The sequence below is a fragment of the Streptomyces sp. OfavH-34-F genome, from assembly GCF_022347745.1.
Classification (GTDB): Bacteria; Actinomycetota; Actinomycetes; order Streptomycetales; family Streptomycetaceae; genus Streptomyces.
This window is the reverse complement of sequence record NZ_JAKRGC010000141.1, coordinates 1-15,801: the sequence shown is the minus strand read 5'-3', so window position 1 is coordinate 15,801 and position 15,801 is coordinate 1. Positions and strand designations below refer to the sequence as shown.

Sequence of the window (15,801 nt, the reverse complement as noted above, 5' to 3'; positions counted from 1 at the left end):
GCCGCTGGGACATCCGCCAGGCCGAGGAGTGGGCCGACGCGCTGCGCTCGTACGCCTCGCCCGCCGGCCACCAGCACGCCGTCTTCCCGGCCGCCGTCGAGGCGTGGGCCGAGTTCGGCGGGCTGCGCGTCACCGCCACCGCGCCCGGCCGCCAGATCGCGCCGCCGGTCGTCCGCATCGACCCGCTGAGCGGGCTCCACCTGGCCCGCACCCTCGGCGACCTCGGCCGCGCCCTGGACACCGAGGTGGCACCGCTCGGCGAGGAGGGAGAGGGCCAGGCGGTCCTGGCGATCGACCTGACCGGGCGCGTGTACTCCATCGACCACACCGGCGACTGGTATCTGGGCCGGGACATCGACACCGCGCTCGCGACCCTCGTCACGGGCCTGCAGCCGGAGCGGCTGGTCTCCGGCTAGGACGGCGGCCGGAGCGGGGACGGGGGCGGGGCTAGGCGGAGGCTCCGTCCTTCTCCTGACCCTCGCGGTTGCCCCGGGCCTCCTGACCCTCGCGGCCCTCGTGGTCTTCTCGGTCCTCCTGGTCGGGGAGGACCGCCGAGACGCGGAAGCCGCCCTTGTCCGTGGGGCCCGAGACGAAGACGCCGCCCAGGCCCAGCACGCGTTCACGCATCCCGACCAGGCCGTTGCCCCCGCTGGGCAGCCCGGCGTCCGCCGTGGCCGCGTCGGACGGGCCGTTCTCCACCTGCATCGCGACCTCGGCGCCCCGGTGCGCCAGCCGCACCCACGTCCGCGCGCCCGCCGCGTGCTTGTGGACGTTGGTGAGGGCCTCCTGCACCACGCGGTACGCCGTCTGCTCCACCTCGGGGGCGTACGCCCGCGCGTCGCCCTCCACCGACAGCTCCACGGTCATCCCGGCGGCCCGCGACTGCCCGACCAGGGCCTCCACCTCGTCGAGCCGCGGCCCGTCCTCGGCCGCCGCCTGCGCCGCCCGGCCCACCGCGGCCAGCGGCACCTTGTCCACCCGGGTCATCATCGGATCGCCGGTGCGCAGCACGCCCAGCATCTCGCGCAGCTCGGTGAGCGCCTGGCGGCCCATGTCGCCGACCAGCGCCGCGTTGCGCACGGCCTTCGCGGGGTCCTTGGGGGCCACCGCCTGGAGCGCCGCCGCGTGCACCACCATCAGGCTCACCCGGTGGGCCACCACGTCGTGCATCTCGCGGGCGATCCGGGTGCGTTCCTCGGTGCGGGCCCACTCCGCGCGCTCCTCGGCCCGGTCCGCGAGCAGCGACAGCTCCCGCTCCAGCGAGTCGGCCCGCTCCCGCAGGCTCTCCATCAGCCGGCGCCTGGCCCCTATGTACAGGCCGAACAGCACGGGCGGGGCGGTCAGCCCGACGGCCATGAACAGTGACAGCATGGGGACGTACCAGTCGCCCGGCCCGAAGTCGGCGTTCTCGTCGACGCCCTGGCGCAGCCGTACGTACGTCACGATGAACGTCCCCACCAGGGACATGCTCATCAGCACGGCGGTGATCCGCCGGGGCACCTCGGACGCGGCCAGTGTGTAGAGGCCGACCAGGCCCATCAGGAAGCCCATCTCGGCGGGGGTCGTCGCGATCGCGACCAGCACCACCGCGATCGGCCACCGCCGCCGCACCAGCAGCACGGACCCGGCGAGCAGCCCGAACACCACCCCGAGGGCCACGGGCAGCCCCGCGTCCCCGGCGAAGGCCACCCCTTCGAGCCCGCACTCCAGCGCCGACACCAGCGCCAGTCCCCCGTCGAGCGCGACGCTCCGTCGCCGTTCCCACCACCAGTAGCCACGGGTGGTCAAACCCGCCGCTTCCCGGTCTGCCCCCGTTGCGGTCATGGCATCCAGCCTACGGGCGCCCGCATCCCATTTTCGGAGTACCCGTCCAGCACGTCCCGCCGCCGGTCCCGGCGATCCGCATCCTCGTCGCGTACAAGGGGCTTGGTACGGCATAGTGTTGGGTGCCGATCGGGCAGACCGGAGCAATGTCCGGTATGAACCGATTCAGTCCCCCGTGGTGTAATTGGCAGCACTGTGGCTTTTGGTGCCATCTGTCCGGGTTCGAGTCCTGGCGGGGGAGCTTTCCTGTGCGGGCCCCGACCACTGCGGTCGGGGCCCGCGCCCATGTCCGGGGACGGGCCCCCCGGTATCCTGCGGATGTCCACCACCCGAAGCCGAAGGGCATATCCGTGAGCTCCGTACGCCCGGCAGCCGTCGTCGTCCTCGCAGCGGGTGAGGGCACCCGCATGAAGTCGAAGACTCCCAAGGTCCTGCACCAGATCTCCGGGCGCTCGCTCGTCGGTCATGTCGTCGCCGCCTCCCGCGAGCTGGACCCCCAGCACCTCGTCGTGGTCGTGGGCCACGCGCACGAGCAGGTCACCGCCCACCTCACCGAGGCCGACGCCCAGGTGCGCACCGCCTACCAGGCCGAGCAGAAGGGCACCGGGAACGCCGTCCGGGTCGCGCTCGGCGAGCTGGGCGGGTCCGTCGAGGGCACCGTGGTCGTGGTGTGCGGGGACACCCCGCTGCTGTCCGGCGGGACGCTGGCGGCGCTCGCCGCGACGCACACCGCCGACGGCAACGCGGTCACCGTGCTCAGCGCCGAGGTCCCCGACTCCACCGGCTACGGGCGCATCGTGCGCGACGCGGCCAGCGGCGCGGTCACCGCGATCGTGGAGCACAAGGACGCGAGCGACGAGCAGCGGGCCATCCGGGAGATCAACTCCGGGGTGTTCGCGTTCGACGGGAAGCTGCTCGCCGAGGCGCTGGGCCAGCTGCGCACGGACAACAGCCAGGGCGAGGAGTACCTCACCGACGTGCTGTCCATCCTGCGCGAGGCCGGGCACCGGGTGGGCGCCTCGGTGGCGGACGACCACCGCGAGATCCTGGGCATCAACAACCGGGTGCAGCTGGCGGAGGCCCGCCGGCTGCTGAACCAGCGGCTGCTGGAGCGCGCGATGGCGGCCGGGGTGACCGTCGTGGACCCGGCGTCCACGCTGATCGACGTCACCGTGACGTACGAGCGCGACGCGATCGTGCACCCGGGCACCCAGCTGCTGGGCACCACCCACCTCGGCGAGGACGCCGAGGTCGGCCCGAACTCGCGGCTGACGGACACCGTCGTGCACGCGGGCGCGCGGGTGGACAACACCGTGGCGGACGGCGCCGAGGTCGGCCCGGGCGCCCTGGTGGGCCCGTACGCCTATCTGCGGCCCGGCACGAAGCTCGGCCCGAAGGCCAAGGCCGGCACCTACGTCGAGATGAAGAACGCGACGATCGGCGAGGGCACCAAGGTCCCCCACCTGTCGTACGTGGGCGACGCCACCATCGGCGACCACACCAACATCGGCGCCGCGAGCGTCTTCGTGAACTACGACGGCGTGGCCAAGCACCACACGACGATCGGGTCGCACTGCCGCACCGGGTCGGACAATATGTTTGTGGCGCCTGTCACGGTCGGAGACGGCGTCTACACCGCCGCCGGGTCGGTCATCACGAAGGACGTGCCGTCCGGTTCGCTGGCCGTGGCCCGGGGCCAGCAAAGGAATATCGAGGGTTGGGTGGCGCGCAAGCGTCCGGGAAGCGCCGCCGCGCAGGCGGCTCAGGCGGCGGCGGAGAGGCCGGCCGGCGAAAGCTGACCGGAAACAGGTGCGCCGCGCACGGCGTACCGTGATAGATGCTCACCCCATTTCGGCTGGCTCGTTGCACTTCGGGACATCTGTGTGCGGCGCCAGGAACACGTCTGAGGAGACTGTGCTGTGACCGGGATCAAGACGACCGGCGAGAAGAAACTGATGCTCTTCTCCGGCCGCGCCCACCCCGAGCTGGCCGAGGAGGTCGCACACCAGCTGGGTGTCGGCCTCGTGCCGACGAAGGCCTTCGATTTCGCCAACGGTGAGATCTACGTCCGCTTCCAGGAGTCGGCGCGCGGCGCGGACTGCTTCCTGATCCAGAGCCACACGGCTCCGATCAACAAGTGGATCATGGAGCAGCTCATCATGATCGACGCGCTGAAGCGCGCGTCGGCCCGCTCGATCACGGTGATCGTGCCGTTCTACGGCTACGCCCGCCAGGACAAGAAGCACCGCGGTCGCGAGCCGATCTCGGCCCGTCTGATCGCGGACCTGATGAAGACGGCGGGTGCGGACCGCATCCTCACCGTCGATCTGCACACCGACCAGATCCAGGGCTTCTTCGACGGCCCGGTGGACCACCTGTTCGCGCTGCCGATCCTGGCGGACTACGTGGGCGCCAAGGTGGACCGCACGAAGCTGACGATCGTCTCCCCGGACGCCGGCCGCGTACGCGTCGCCGACCGCTGGTGCGACCGGCTCGACGCCCCGCTGGCGATCGTGCACAAGCGCCGTGACAAGGACGTCGCCAACCAGGTGACCGTCCACGAGGTCGTCGGCAACGTGAAGGGCCGGGTCTGCGTCCTGGTCGACGACATGATCGACACCGGCGGCACGATCTGCGCGGCCGCCGACGCGCTGTTCGCGCACGGCGCCGAGGACGTGATAGTGACGGCGACGCACGGCGTCCTCTCGGGCCCCGCGGCGGACCGTCTCAAGAACAGCAAGGTCAGCGAGTTCGTGTTCACGGACACCCTGCCGACGCCGAACGAGCTGGAGCTCGACAAGATCAAGGTCCTGTCGATCGCCCCGACGATCGCCCGCGCGGTGCGCGAGGTCTTCGAGGACGGCTCGGTCACCAGCCTGTTCGAGGAGCAGTAGGACCGGGCGGCGTCCGTCGCCGCCGTTGATCCACTTTGGGATGCGGCCTTCCCGCCGGGTAGACTCGTGGAGTTGCTCGGCGAGGGAGGCCGTACCTGTGTGTACGGGGCTCCGTTATCGGCGCGCTCTTCGTAGCAGGCCAGTTGTGGCCGGGTGACCGTACGTTCTTCCGTCACCTCACGAGGAGTGCCGCCATGGCCGAGATCAAGATGAGTGCCCAGATCCGCACCGAGTTCGGCAAGGGTGCCGCCCGCCGCGCGCGCCGTGCCCACCAGGTCCCCGCGGTCGTCTACGGCCACGGTGCCGAGCCGGTCCACATCACCCTGCCGGGCCACGAGATGCTTCTCGCGCTCCGCACCGCCAACGTGCTGATCGGCCTGGAGCTGGACGGCAAGAGCACCCTGGTCATCCCCAAGGCCGTCCAGCGCAACCCGCTCAAGGGCGACATCGAGCACGTCGACCTGCTCACCGTGAAGCGCGGCGAGAAGGTCAACGTCGAGGTCGCGGTGCACGTCGAGGGCGACCTGGCGCCGGGCGGCAACCTGCTCGAGTACGTGATGAACACGCTGCTCGTCGAGGCCGAGGCCACCAACATCCCCGAGTCCGTCACGGTCTCCGTGAAGGGCCTGGACGCCGGTGCGTCCATCCTCGCCAAGGACATCCCGCTGCCGGCCGGCTCGGTGCTGGCCGAGGCCGACCCGGAGGCCATCGTGCTCCAGGTCGTCGCCGCGCAGGTCGAGGAGGCCCCGGCCGAGGAGGCCGGCGAGGAGGCCTGAGCCCTCGCCGCACCTGCTTGACTGACGGGGCGGTGGTCTCCCTTCACCGGGGAGCCGCCGCCCCGTTTTCCTGTCCGCGCCCGCCGTCCCGGGGGGCCCACGTGTACGAACGAGGAGACCGCAGGCGATGTCCGAAGCCACCGACCCCTGGCTGATCGTGGGGCTGGGCAACCCCGGCCCCGAGTACGCGGCGAACCGGCACAACGTCGGCTTCATGGTCGCGGACCTGCTCGCCGAGCGGATCGGCGGGAAGTTCAAGCGCGCCCCGAAGGCGCAGGCGCAGGTGCTGGAGGGGCGGATCGGTCCGCCCGGGCCGCTGAGCCGGCGGGTGGTGGTCGCCAAGCCGATGTCGTACATGAACCTGTCCGGCGGTCCGGTCGCGGCGCTGCGGGACTTCTACAAGGTGCCGCTGGACCATGTGGTGGCGGTCCACGACGAGCTGGACATCGACTACGGGACGCTGCGGCTGAAGCTGGGCGGCGGCGACAACGGGCACAACGGGCTGAAGTCGATGACGAAGGCGATGGGCCCGGACTACCACCGGGTGCGGTTCGGGATCGGCCGGCCGCCGGGGCGGATGCAGGTGGCGGACTTCGTGCTGAAGGACTTCTCCTCCACCGAGCGCAAGGAGCTGGCGCTGGAGGTGGACCGGGCGGCGGACGCCGTGGAGTGCCTGCTGGCGGAGGGCCTGGAGCGCGCGCAGTCCGCGTACAACTCCTGAGGGGCCGGGCCGGTGGAACGGGACGGGGCGCGGGGGGATTCCCCCGCGCCCCGTCCGTCTGTGCGGGGCCGGCTCAGCCGGTGTTGCGCAGGCCCGCGGCGACGCCGTTGACGGTGAGCAGGAGCGCGCGGGCGAGCAGCGGGTCCTCCTCCTCGCCGCGTTCCTCGGCCTGGCGCTGGCGGGCGAGCAGGGAGACCTGGAGGTAGGAGATCGGGTCCAGGTAGGCGTCGCGGATGGCGAAGGTCTGCTGGAGCACCGGGTGGGTGTCGAGGAGCTTCTCGCCGCCGGTGACGCGCAGCACCTCCTGGACCGTGAGGGCGTGCTCGGCCTCGATGACGTCGAAGACGTGCTTCAGTTCGTCGGGGACGAGGGTGTCCACGTAGTGGCGGGCGATGCGCAGGTCCGTCTTGGCGAGGGTCATCTCGACGTTGGAGATGAAGTTGCGGAAGAAGTGCCACTGGTCGTGCATCTCTTCCAGGACCGTGTCGAGTCCGGCTTCGCGCAGGGCCTTGAGGCCGGAGCCGACGCCGAACCAGCCGGGGACGATCTGGCGGGACTGGGTCCAGCCGAAGACCCACGGGATGGCGCGGAGTCCGTCGAGGGAGACGCCGGAGCCGGGGCGGCGCGAGGGGCGCGAGCCGAGATGCAGGTTGCCCAGCTGCTCGACCGGGGTCGAGGCGAGGAAGTAGGCGGGCAGGTCCGGGTCCTCGACGAGCTTGCGGTAGGCGGCGTGGGCGGCGTCGGAGACGGTGTCCATGGCCGCGTCCCAGCGGGCGAGGGCCTCGTCGGACTGGCGGGGGGCGGTGTGCAGGGCGGACGCCTGCAGGGTGGCCGCGACGGTCAGTTCGAGGTTCTCGCGGGCGAGGGCCGGGATGAGGTACTTGTCGGAGATGACCTCGCCCTGCTCGGTGACCTTGATCTCGCCTTCCAGGGTGCCCCAGGGCTGGGCGAGGATCGCGTCGTGCGAGGGGCCGCCGCCGCGGCCGACGGTGCCGCCGCGGCCGTGGAAGAGGCGGAGCCGGACGCCGTAGCGGTGGGCGACGTCGCGCAGGCGGCGCTGGGCGCGGTGGATCTCCCACTGGGAGGTGGTGATGCCGCCGAACTTGGAGGAGTCGGAGTAGCCGAGCATGACCTCCTGGACGTCGCCGCGCAGGGAGACGAGGCGGCGGTAGGAGGGGTCGGCGAGCATCTCGTCGAGGATGAGGTCCGCGGCGCGCAGTTCGTCGGTGGTCTCCAGGAGCGGGACGATGCCGATTCTGGCCCAGCCGGCGTGCAGGTCGATGAGGCCGGCCTCGCGGGCGAGGACGGCGGCGGCGAAGACGTCGTCGGCGCCCTGGCACATCGAGATGATGTAGGACTCGATGACCTCGGGGCCGAAGCGCTCGAAGGCTTCCTTGATGGTGTGGAAGACGCCGAGGGTCTTCTCGCCGGCGGCGTCGAGCGGGGCCGGGGTGGGGGCGAGGGGGCGGCGGGAGCGGAGTTCCTTGGCGAGGAGCTTCTGCCGGTAGTCGCGGGGCATGTCCGCGTAGCGCCAGGATTCCTCGCCGAGGCGGTCGAAGAGCTGGCCGAGGGCGTGGTGGTGGGCGTCGGCGTGTTCGCGGACGTCCATCGTGGCGAGCTGGAGGCCGAACGCGGAGAGCGTGCGGATGGTGCGGGCCATGCGTCCGTCGGCGACGATGCCGGCCTTGTGGCGGCTCAGGGAGTCCTGGATGAGGGTCAGGTCCTTGACCAGCTCGGCGGTGCCGAGGTAGTCGCAGCCGGGGCGGTGGGGGCGGCCGGAGGCGAGGCGCTCGCGGGTGTTGACGAGCTTCTGGCGGATGCAGGTGGCCTTGAGGCGGTAGGGCTCCTCGGCGTTCAGCCGCTTGTAGCGGGGGCTGATCTCGGGGAGGAGTTCGAGGTCGGTGCGCAGGGAGGCCAGCAGTTCCTCGGTGGCACCGGTGTAGCGGATGGAGTTGGAGAGCAGGCCGCGCAGCTGGTCGATGAGTTCGAGGGCGTCGGTGATGCCGTGCTCGTGCTGGAGGATCAGCACGTCCCAGGTGACCTCGGGCGTGACGTTGGGGTTGCCGTCGCGGTCGCCGCCGATCCAGGTGCCGAAGGTGAGGGGGCGGGTGCCGGCGGGCAGCTCGACGCCGACGCGTTCCAGTTCGGCGGCCAGGTCCTCCAGGACGTCGCCGACGGCGTCGGCGTGCAGTTCGTCCAGGTAGTAGATGGCGTTGCGGGCCTCGTCGGTGGGCTCCGGGCGGACGACGCGCAGTTCGTCGGTCTGCCAGATGAGGTCGATGTTCTCGGCGAGGCGCAGGTCCTGGCGGCGGCGGTCGGCCTCGATGACCGGGGTGTCCAGGAGGGCGGCGACGCGGCGGAGCTTGTTGAGGACGGAGCGCCGGGCGGCCTCGGTGGGGTGCGCGGTGAAGACGGGGCGCACGTTGAGGTTCTTGACGGTGGCGCGCAGGTGCTCGGGGTCGGCGTCCTTGAGGCGGTCGGCGGTGCGGGCGAGGAGGCCGCCCTCGGCGCCGCGGCGGTCGCGCATCTCGTGGGCGCGGTGGACCTGCTCGGTGACGTTGGCGAGGTGGAAGTAGGTGGAGAAGGCGCGGACGAGCTTGGCCGCGGTTTCCAGGTCCGTGTCCCCGAGGAGCTGGGCGGCGGCCTCGCCGTCGGTGCGGGTCAGGGCGCGGACGCGTTCGACGAGGTCGAGGAGTTCCTGCCCTTCCTGGCGTACCAGGGTTTCGCCCAGCAGATCGCCCAGGCGGCGGATGTCGGCGCGCAGCTCGGGGCTCGCGGCGGGGGTCTGGTCGGCACTGCTCACAGTGTGCGGCTCCTTGCAGTGGTTGTGCACGGGGTCCGGGGACCGCGGTCGGCGGATGCCGACGCCACCCCGGAAAGCAGGGTGCGGACCGCGCTGTCCGACCTCTCCAGGATAGGTGTCCGTGCTTTCGGCGCTGTTCGCGCCCCGGAGGGCCCGCCTCGTTCACGGCGGGTCCGGCCGGGGTACGCGGTGTGTGTCTACCCGGTATTCGAGCGTCTGTGCGCGGTGTTTCGTCCTCTCGTGGGCGGGCCTGCGCGCTGACATACTTACGAAGCCGTAGGTTACGGATGCGTAACCCCGGTTGTCCGTCTCGTTCTCACTCTCAGGGGACTCCCCATGAAGACCAGCCCCGATGTGATCGAGGCCGCCGCTCCGGCGGCCGGTGATCCGGTTCCTCCCTCCGCCACGCTCGGCGGGGACAACAAGCGGTCGATCGAGCAGATCGCGCTCCTGATGTTCATCGTCGTCCCGTTCGTGGCGCTGGTCGCGGCGGTGCCGCTGGCCTGGGGCCGCGGTGTGAGCTGGCTCGATCTGGGCCTGCTGGTGGCGATGTACTTCATCGGCTGCCACGGCATCACGATCGGCTTCCACCGCTACTTCACGCACGGTTCGTTCAAGGCGAAGCGCCCGCTCCGGATCGCTCTGGCGGTGGCGGGTTCGCTGGCGGTCGAGGGCCCGCTCGTGCGCTGGGTGGCCGATCACCGCAAGCACCACCGGTTCTCGGACGCGGACGGCGATCCGCACTCGCCGTGGCGGTTCGGCGAGACGCTGCCGGCGCTGATGAAGGGCCTGTGGTGGGCCCACATCGCATGGATGTTCGACGAGGAGCAGACCCCGCAGCAGAAGTACGCCCCGGACCTCATCAAGGACCCGGCGCTCCGCCGTATCTCCCGTCACTTCATGACGTTCACGATCATCTCGCTGGCGATTCCCCCGCTGGTCGGCGGACTGGTCACCATGTCGTGGTGGGGCGCGGCGACGGCGTTCTTCTGGGGCTCGCTGGTACGGGTGGCCCTGCTGCACCACGTGACGTGGTCGATCAACTCCATCTGCCACGCGGTCGGCAAGCGCCCCTTCAAGTCCCGTGACCGGTCCGGCAACGTGTGGTGGCTGGCGGTCCTGTCCTGCGGCGAGTCCTGGCACAACCTGCACCACGCGGACCCGACGAGTGCACGGCACGGCGTGATGCGGGGTCAGATCGATTCGAGCGCGCGTCTCATCCGCTGGTTCGAACAGGCCGGCTGGGCGTACGACGTGCGCTGGCCGGACTCCGCGCGGATCGAGTCCCGGCGCAACCCCGCGGCGGCCGACCCGGCATGATGGACGACGTGGCGACCGACTCCAGCGCAGGCAGCGAGAACACCCGTGCACCTTCGTCCCGGCGGGCCCGCCGGGTGCGGATGACCGGGAAGGAACGCCGCGAGCAGTTGCTGGACATCGGTCGCACCCTGTTCGCGGACAAGGGCTTCGAGGGCACGTCGGTCGAGGAGATCGCGGCCCGCGCGGGGGTGTCGAAGCCGGTCGTCTACGAGCACTTCGGCGGCAAGGAGGGGCTGTACGCGGTCGTGGTGGACCGGGAGATGCGCAAGCTCCTGGACATGGTGACCGGTGCGCTGACCGCGGGCCATCCGCGGGAGCTCCTGGAGCAGGCGGCGTTCGCCCTGCTGGACTACATCGAGACGTACACCGACGGCTTCCGCATCCTGGTGCGGGATTCGCCGGTGGCCCAGTCCACGGGCACCTTCGCCTCCCTGATCAGTGACATCGCCACCCAGGTGGAGGACATCCTCGGGCTGGAGTTCAAGGCCAGGGGTTTCGATCCGAAGCTGGCCCCGCTGTACGCGCAGGCGCTGGTGGGCATGGTGGCGCTGACGGGTCAGTGGTGGGTGAACGCGCGCAGGCCGAAGAAGGCGGAGGTCGCGGCCCACCTGGTGAATCTGGCCTGGCACGGTCTGGAGAACCTGGAGTCCAAGCCGCGGCTGATAGGGCACCGCAAGAGCTGACGGGCCGTCCGGGACCGGGCGCGGTTCCGGGGGCGCCGCGGCTGTTTCCAAGCCGCAACCTTGATCCAGCGCTAAACCACTACTGCACCGGTGGTCACAGTTGTAGAGTCTGTGACCATTCCGGGAATGCGTCACCTGCATGTAATGCACCTGTGAACGGTGCCCCGTCATGCACCGTGTGATCGCCTTTTCTCCCGGTTCCACCACTTACCCCTGGGGGGGCTTTGACTTCTGTGGAACCCGGCCGCTCTGTTACGCGCTCGAAGCGTGCGCGGCGGATCGCGGCCTGCACCGCACTCGTTCTCTCCGCCGGCATGCTGCTGGCGGCCCCGGCCTCGGCCGATGACTCGGCGACCGCCCCGGGCGGCGCCCTCGCGCAGAACACCCCGGAGCTCGGCTCGCAGCCGACGCTCACCCTGCCGAAGCGCCCGGCGAAGAAGAAGTCGGACGCCTCCGGCGCGCCGTCGGCGCAGTCCCCGTCCGCGGTCGTTCCCGCGAACCCGCGTGCCGACCTGGACGGCGACGGCTACAGCGACATGCTGTACCGGGGTCTGGACGGCAACCTGTACGCCATCACGGACTCCTCGGGCTCGCACCCGTACACGATCTACAGCGACGACCAGTTCGAGACGCCCAAGGACATCATCACGCCGGGTGACCTGGACGGCGGCGGGATGGCCGAGGTGCTGACGCTGTCGGCGTACGGCAAGCTCTCGCTGTACCAGAGCTGGGGCGCGGACAGCACCGGCTACGTCACCTGGTCGGGCAACGGCTGGCAGAAGTACAACAAGGTCGTCTCGCCCGGCGACCTGAACGGCGACGGCCGCGGCGACCTGCTCGCGCGCACGCCGTCCGGCGACATCTACGTGTACATCTCCACCGGCAACGTGAACAGCGCGCCCTTCAAGGCCGGTGTCAAGGTCGGCTACGGCTGGAACACGTACGACCAGATCGTCGGCGCCAACGACGTCAACGGCGACGGCCTGGGCGACGTCATCGCCCGCACGCCGGCCGGCGACCTGTACTTCTACGCGGGTACGGGCGACGCGTCGAAGCCGTTCAAGGCGCGCGTCAAGGTCGGCTACGGCTGGGACATCTACAACCAGCTGGTCAGCTTCGACGACGTGGACGGCGACGGCCTGGGCGACATCATCGCCCGCAAGGTCAACGGCACCCTGTACACGTACTACTCGAAGGGCGACGGCACCTTCGAGCCGCGCGTCGAGGGCGGCACCGGCTGGAACGCGGCGGCGCTGTTCGTCGGCGCGGGCGGCAACCCGGACTTCGGCAAGCACGAGGTCCTGGGCCGTTCCAAGGGCGGCAGCCTGTACTGGTACCAGGCCCGCAACAACGGGAAGTTCTTCCCGCGCCAGGGCGACGGCTCGGACAGCGGCTGGAACAGCGTGAGCCTGTCGATGGCGTCGTCGCTCGACAACGACGGCTGGGGCGACCTGGTCCAGAACTACAAGGGCACGCTCTACGTCAACGGCGACTACATCGGCACCGGCTGGCAGGTCTACAACAGCCTGACCGGTCCGGGCGACCTGACCGGCGACGGCAAGGGCGACCTGCTGGCCCGCGACACCAAGGGCAACCTGTTCCTGTACAAGGGCAACGGGGCCGGCACGAAGTTCGCGACCAAGGTCAAGGTCGGCTACGGCTACAACACGTACAACAAGATCGTCGGCGCCGGTGACCTCAACGGCGACGGCCTCGCGGACGTCGTGGCCCGCGACACCAAGGGCAACCTGTACCTGTACAAGGGCACGGGCGACGCCGCGAAGCCGCTCAAGGCCCGCGTGAAGCTCGGCTACGGCTACAACACGTACAAGCAGTTCGCCGCGCCGGGCGACATGGACGGCGACGGCCACGCGGACCTGGTCGGCATCGACGGCAAGGGCGACGTGTACCGCTACTCGTCCACCGGCACCGGCAAGCTGGGCAAGCGCGTCAAGATCGGCTACGGCTGGGACATCTACAACGGCCTGTACTAGGCCCTCCCGCCGGACCGGCAGCATCCCGAGGCGCCCCGCTCCCCGCATCCGCGGGGGGCGGGGCGCCTCCGTGTCTCAGCCGGTGACCGGTTCCAGGAACTCCAGCCGGTTGCCCACCGGGTCATGGCTGTAGAAGCGGCGGTGCCCCGGCAGGTTCCCGTCCCAGACCACCTCGGCGCCGCGTGCGGCGAGCCGGGCGGCGTACGCCTCGATGCCGGTGACCCGCAGCCCCGGGTGGGCCTTGCGGGCGGGCCGGAAGTCCGTCTCGACCCCCAGGTGCAGCTGCACGGTCCCGGTGGCGAACCAGCAGCCGCCCCGGGCGGCGAGCACGGGCGGCTTGCGGATCTCCGTCATGCCGAGGACATCGGTGTAGTAGGCGCGCAGCGCCTCCTCGCTGCCCTCGGGGGCGGCGAGCTGTACGTGGTCGAGCGCGGTGATCATCGGTTCTCCTTGCGGGCGACCGCGAAGACGCGGCGGAACGGGAAGACCGTGCCGTGCGGGCCGGTGGGGTAGGCCGTCCGGAGCCGGTCGCGGTAGGCGGTGCGGAAGGCGCTGCGGGCCTCCTCGTCGTCGGCGAGCGCGGTGAGGACGGGGCGCAGGCCGGTGCCCTCGACCCAGTCCAGGACGGGGTCCTCGCCGGGCAGCAGGTGGAGGTAGGTGGTCTCCCAGACGTCGGCGGTGATGCCGGGGCCCGTCAGCGCGTCCAGGTATCCGGCGGGGCTGAGCACGGCGTCCGCGTGGCGCAGCAGGCCGCCCAGGCGCCCGCGCCAGCGCGGGGACTCGGCGAGTTCGCGCATGAGGGCGTGCGAGGGCTGGTCGAAGTTGCCGGGGACCTGGAGGGCGAGGGTGCCGCCGGGGAGCAGGGCGTCCAGCCAGTCCGGGAAGCGGTCGGCGTGGCCGGGAACCCATTGGAGCAGGGCGTTGGAGATGATCAGGCCGTGCGGCTCGCGGGGCGTCCAGGTGGCGGCGTCGGCCTCGGCGAAGTCCAGCAGGTCCGTGGTGTGGGCGCGGGCCCGTTCCAGCATCTGCGGTGAGTTGTCGTAGCCGGTGATCCGGGCGGCGGGCCAGCGCTCGGCGAGCAGGGCGGTGGCGTTGCCCGGGCCGCAGCCGAGGTCCGCGATGCGGGGTGCGGGGGCGCCGGGCGGGTCGGGGACGCGGGCCAGGAGGTCGTGGAAGGGGCGGGTGCGGTGGTCGGCGTGGCGCAGGTACTGCTGGGCGTCCCAGAGCGGTGCGGTCATGGTTCCAGGGTCGACCCGGAGGTATCTTGATGTCAAGACACTCGAATTCAAGAGACTTCATATCGACAGACCCTCTACACTGATCCACATGGAGGACGAGGTCGACCGACTGGTCGCTGCATGGCGCCGAGAGCGCCCCGACCTCGACGTGGAACCGCTCGAGGTCCTCAGCCGCGTCTCGCGCCTGGCCCGCCACCTCGACCGGGCCCGCCGCATCGCCTTCGCCGAGCACGAACTGGAACCGTGGGAGTTCGACGTCCTCACGTCGCTGCGCCGGGCCGGCGCCCCGTACCAGCTCTCCCCCGGGCAGCTGCTCACCCAGACCCTCGTCACCTCGGGCACGATGACCAACCGCATCGACCGGCTGACCAAGAAGAACCTCGTCGAGCGGCTCCCCGACCCCAGCGACCGGCGCGGGGTCCTGGTCCGGCTCACCGCCGAGGGGCGCGACAAGGCCGACCAGTCGCTCGCCGGGCTGCTGGCCCAGGAGCGCGCCATCCTCGGCGAGCTGTCCGCCCAGCAGCGCACCGAACTGGCCGGGCTGCTACGCCGGCTGACCGCCCCGTTCGACAACATTCCCTGAGGCCGCCGCCCCGTCCCGCGGCTCCTTCTCCGCCAGGTCGGCCGGGCCGACCCCCGCCCGGCGCGCCAGCGCCACCGCGGCCAGGGTGGAGTGGACGCCCAGTTTGCCCAGCACGTTCTGCATGTGCGTGCGCACGGTGTGCGGGGAGAGGAACAGCCGCTCCGCGACCGCCTTGCGGCCCAGCCCCGCCACCATGCACCGCAGCACCTCGCGCTCGCGCGGGGTCAGCGACGCCACCAGCTTCTCGCTCTCGGTGCGGTGCTTGCGCTCGGCCAGCAGCTCCCGCAGCACCCCCGTCAGCAGGGCGGCCGGCAGATGGGTCTCGTCCCGCAGCACGCCCCTGATCACCGCCAGCAGCCGCTGCAGCGAGCTGTCCTTGGCGACCCAGCCGCAGGCCCCCGCCTGGAGGGCGCGCGCGGCCCGGCCCGGCTCGTCCTTCTCGGCGAGCACCACCGTACGCACCGAGGGGCGGGCCGCCCGGACGGCGCCCACCAGCGCGATCCCGTCCACCGGGGCCGGGGCCGTGCCCCGCTCGGCGAGGTGGCCGCCCAGCTCCGCGTCCACCAGCAGGACGTCGTACTCCCGGCCCTCCGCCGCCCCCCGCTCCAGACAGCGCAGCGCCGCCGGACCGCTGCCCGCCGCCGCGACCTCCACGTCCGGCTCGGCCGCGAGCGCGGCGGCGAGCGATTCGGCGAAGATCCGGTGGTCGTCCACCACGAGAACCCGGATACGGGCCACAGGCACCCCCATGCTGTGTGTGACGGGGCGCCCGAGCGCGCGTCCCCCGGCGGGGCCGGACCCGCGGGCGCCGCGCCCAGGCCGTCTCGGTACCCCTCGCACGCACAGGCCCCCCGCCGGCGCGCTGTGCCTCAGCGTACGGGCGAGGGGCCCGGCGGAAGGGCGATTGCCGGAAGTTGGCGCGAGGAGCACCCCCGACGTGGGGCACGGGGCGCGTCCCGGGCACG

The 15,801-nt window shown here is 71.5% G+C and carries 14 protein-coding genes and 1 tRNA gene; 10 read left to right on the top strand and 5 right to left on the bottom strand.

Features of this window, described 5'->3' with window-relative positions; genetic code table 11:
• A partial coding sequence (locus MHW47_RS20450) for an SUKH-3 domain-containing protein (RefSeq protein ID WP_239225221.1) occupies nucleotides 1-416 on the top strand: 416 nt, incomplete at its 5' end.
• Nucleotides 417-447: 31 nt separating this feature from the next.
• Here the strand turns inward: MHW47_RS20450 and MHW47_RS20445 are convergent.
• Nucleotides 448-1,824, bottom strand: coding sequence for a sensor histidine kinase (locus MHW47_RS20445; protein WP_239225220.1), 1,377 nt, complete (start codon nucleotides 1,822-1,824; stop codon nucleotides 448-450).
• Nucleotides 1,825-1,993: 169 nt separating this feature from the next.
• Between MHW47_RS20445 and MHW47_RS20440 the strand changes: the two genes are divergently transcribed.
• The 5 genes from MHW47_RS20440 to pth all read left to right on the top strand — a co-directional run bounded on the left by MHW47_RS20440 (nucleotide 1,994) and on the right by pth (nucleotide 6,215).
• A tRNA-Gln gene (locus tag MHW47_RS20440) sits at nucleotides 1,994-2,065 on the top strand.
• Nucleotides 2,066-2,174: 109 nt separating this feature from the next.
• The gene (glmU, locus tag MHW47_RS20435; RefSeq protein ID WP_239225218.1) at nucleotides 2,175-3,623 is read left to right on the top strand and encodes a bifunctional UDP-N-acetylglucosamine diphosphorylase/glucosamine-1-phosphate N-acetyltransferase GlmU; all 1,449 of its coding nucleotides are present in this window, start codon (nucleotides 2,175-2,177) and stop codon (nucleotides 3,621-3,623) included.
• A 120-nt stretch (nucleotides 3,624-3,743) separates the two neighbouring features.
• A complete protein-coding gene (locus MHW47_RS20430) occupies nucleotides 3,744-4,718 on the top strand; it encodes a ribose-phosphate diphosphokinase (RefSeq protein WP_239225217.1) in 975 nt (324 codons plus the stop codon).
• A gap of 194 nt (nucleotides 4,719-4,912) precedes the next feature.
• The gene (locus MHW47_RS20425) at nucleotides 4,913-5,494 is read left to right on the top strand and encodes a 50S ribosomal protein L25/general stress protein Ctc (RefSeq protein WP_239225215.1); all 582 of its coding nucleotides are present in this window, start codon (nucleotides 4,913-4,915) and stop codon (nucleotides 5,492-5,494) included.
• Nucleotides 5,495-5,621: 127 nt separating this feature from the next.
• Nucleotides 5,622-6,215 (top strand): aminoacyl-tRNA hydrolase, encoded by a 594-nt coding sequence (pth, locus tag MHW47_RS20420; protein ID WP_239225214.1) that lies wholly within the window; start codon nucleotides 5,622-5,624, stop codon nucleotides 6,213-6,215.
• Nucleotides 6,216-6,288: 73 nt separating this feature from the next.
• Here pth and ppc read toward each other — a convergent pair whose 3' ends face one another.
• Nucleotides 6,289-9,018 (bottom strand): phosphoenolpyruvate carboxylase, encoded by a 2,730-nt coding sequence (gene ppc / locus MHW47_RS20415; protein ID WP_239225213.1) that lies wholly within the window; start codon nucleotides 9,016-9,018, stop codon nucleotides 6,289-6,291.
• A gap of 336 nt (nucleotides 9,019-9,354) precedes the next feature.
• Between ppc and MHW47_RS20410 the strand changes: the two genes are divergently transcribed.
• The 3 genes from MHW47_RS20410 (at nucleotide 9,355) to MHW47_RS20400 (ending at nucleotide 13,015) form a co-directional block, all read left to right on the top strand.
• Nucleotides 9,355-10,338, top strand: a complete 984-nt coding sequence (locus MHW47_RS20410; RefSeq protein ID WP_239225212.1) for a fatty acid desaturase — start codon at nucleotides 9,355-9,357, stop codon at nucleotides 10,336-10,338.
• Entirely contained in the window at nucleotides 10,335-11,021 is a 687-nt protein-coding gene (locus tag MHW47_RS20405; RefSeq protein ID WP_239225211.1) for a TetR/AcrR family transcriptional regulator, read from the top strand. The genes MHW47_RS20410 and MHW47_RS20405 overlap by 4 nt, the downstream gene beginning before the upstream one ends.
• Nucleotides 11,022-11,335: 314 nt before the next feature.
• Nucleotides 11,336-13,015, top strand: a complete 1,680-nt coding sequence (locus MHW47_RS20400; RefSeq protein ID WP_275449429.1) for a VCBS repeat-containing protein — start codon at nucleotides 11,336-11,338, stop codon at nucleotides 13,013-13,015.
• 75 nt (nucleotides 13,016-13,090) lie between these two features.
• Here MHW47_RS20400 and MHW47_RS20395 read toward each other — a convergent pair whose 3' ends face one another.
• Both MHW47_RS20395 and MHW47_RS20390 read right to left on the bottom strand, forming a co-directional pair.
• Entirely contained in the window at nucleotides 13,091-13,456 is a 366-nt protein-coding gene (locus tag MHW47_RS20395) for a VOC family protein (protein ID WP_239225210.1), read from the bottom strand.
• Nucleotides 13,453-14,253 (bottom strand): trans-aconitate 2-methyltransferase, encoded by an 801-nt coding sequence (locus tag MHW47_RS20390; RefSeq protein WP_239225209.1) that lies wholly within the window; start codon nucleotides 14,251-14,253, stop codon nucleotides 13,453-13,455. The genes MHW47_RS20395 and MHW47_RS20390 overlap by 4 nt, the downstream gene beginning before the upstream one ends.
• Nucleotides 14,254-14,341: 88 nt before the next feature.
• Between MHW47_RS20390 and MHW47_RS20385 the strand changes: the two genes are divergently transcribed.
• A complete protein-coding gene (locus MHW47_RS20385; RefSeq protein ID WP_239225208.1) occupies nucleotides 14,342-14,836 on the top strand; it encodes a MarR family winged helix-turn-helix transcriptional regulator in 495 nt (164 codons plus the stop codon).
• On the opposite strand, the gene MHW47_RS20380 is transcribed toward MHW47_RS20385, so the two are convergent.
• On the bottom strand, nucleotides 14,798-15,586 hold the full coding sequence (locus MHW47_RS20380; RefSeq protein WP_239225207.1) for a response regulator transcription factor: 789 nt from the start codon (nucleotides 15,584-15,586) through the stop codon (nucleotides 14,798-14,800). The genes MHW47_RS20385 and MHW47_RS20380 overlap by 39 nt on opposite strands.
• Between the last annotated feature and the right edge of the window lie 215 nt (nucleotides 15,587-15,801).

Bases quoted from the DNA above. Each gene is read 5' to 3' on its own strand.
- MHW47_RS20445 (WP_239225220.1), bottom strand. From the start codon at position 1,824: ATGACCGCAACGGGGGCAGACCGGGAAGCGGCGGGTTTGACCACCCGT.
- MHW47_RS20400 (WP_275449429.1), top strand. From the start codon at position 11,336: ATGCTGCTGGCGGCCCCGGCCTCGGCCGATGACTCGGCGACCGCCCCG.
- MHW47_RS20395 (WP_239225210.1), bottom strand. From the start codon at position 13,456: ATGATCACCGCGCTCGACCACGTACAGCTCGCCGCCCCCGAGGGCAGC.
- MHW47_RS20390 (WP_239225209.1), bottom strand. From the start codon at position 14,253: ATGACCGCACCGCTCTGGGACGCCCAGCAGTACCTGCGCCACGCCGAC.
- MHW47_RS20410 (WP_239225212.1), top strand. From the start codon at position 9,355: ATGAAGACCAGCCCCGATGTGATCGAGGCCGCCGCTCCGGCGGCCGGT.
- pth (WP_239225214.1), top strand. From the start codon at position 5,622: ATGTCCGAAGCCACCGACCCCTGGCTGATCGTGGGGCTGGGCAACCCC.
- MHW47_RS20405 (WP_239225211.1), top strand. From the start codon at position 10,335: ATGATGGACGACGTGGCGACCGACTCCAGCGCAGGCAGCGAGAACACC.
- MHW47_RS20380 (WP_239225207.1), bottom strand. From the start codon at position 15,586: ATGGGGGTGCCTGTGGCCCGTATCCGGGTTCTCGTGGTGGACGACCAC.
- MHW47_RS20425 (WP_239225215.1), top strand. From the start codon at position 4,913: ATGGCCGAGATCAAGATGAGTGCCCAGATCCGCACCGAGTTCGGCAAG.
- MHW47_RS20385 (WP_239225208.1), top strand. From the start codon at position 14,342: ATGGAGGACGAGGTCGACCGACTGGTCGCTGCATGGCGCCGAGAGCGC.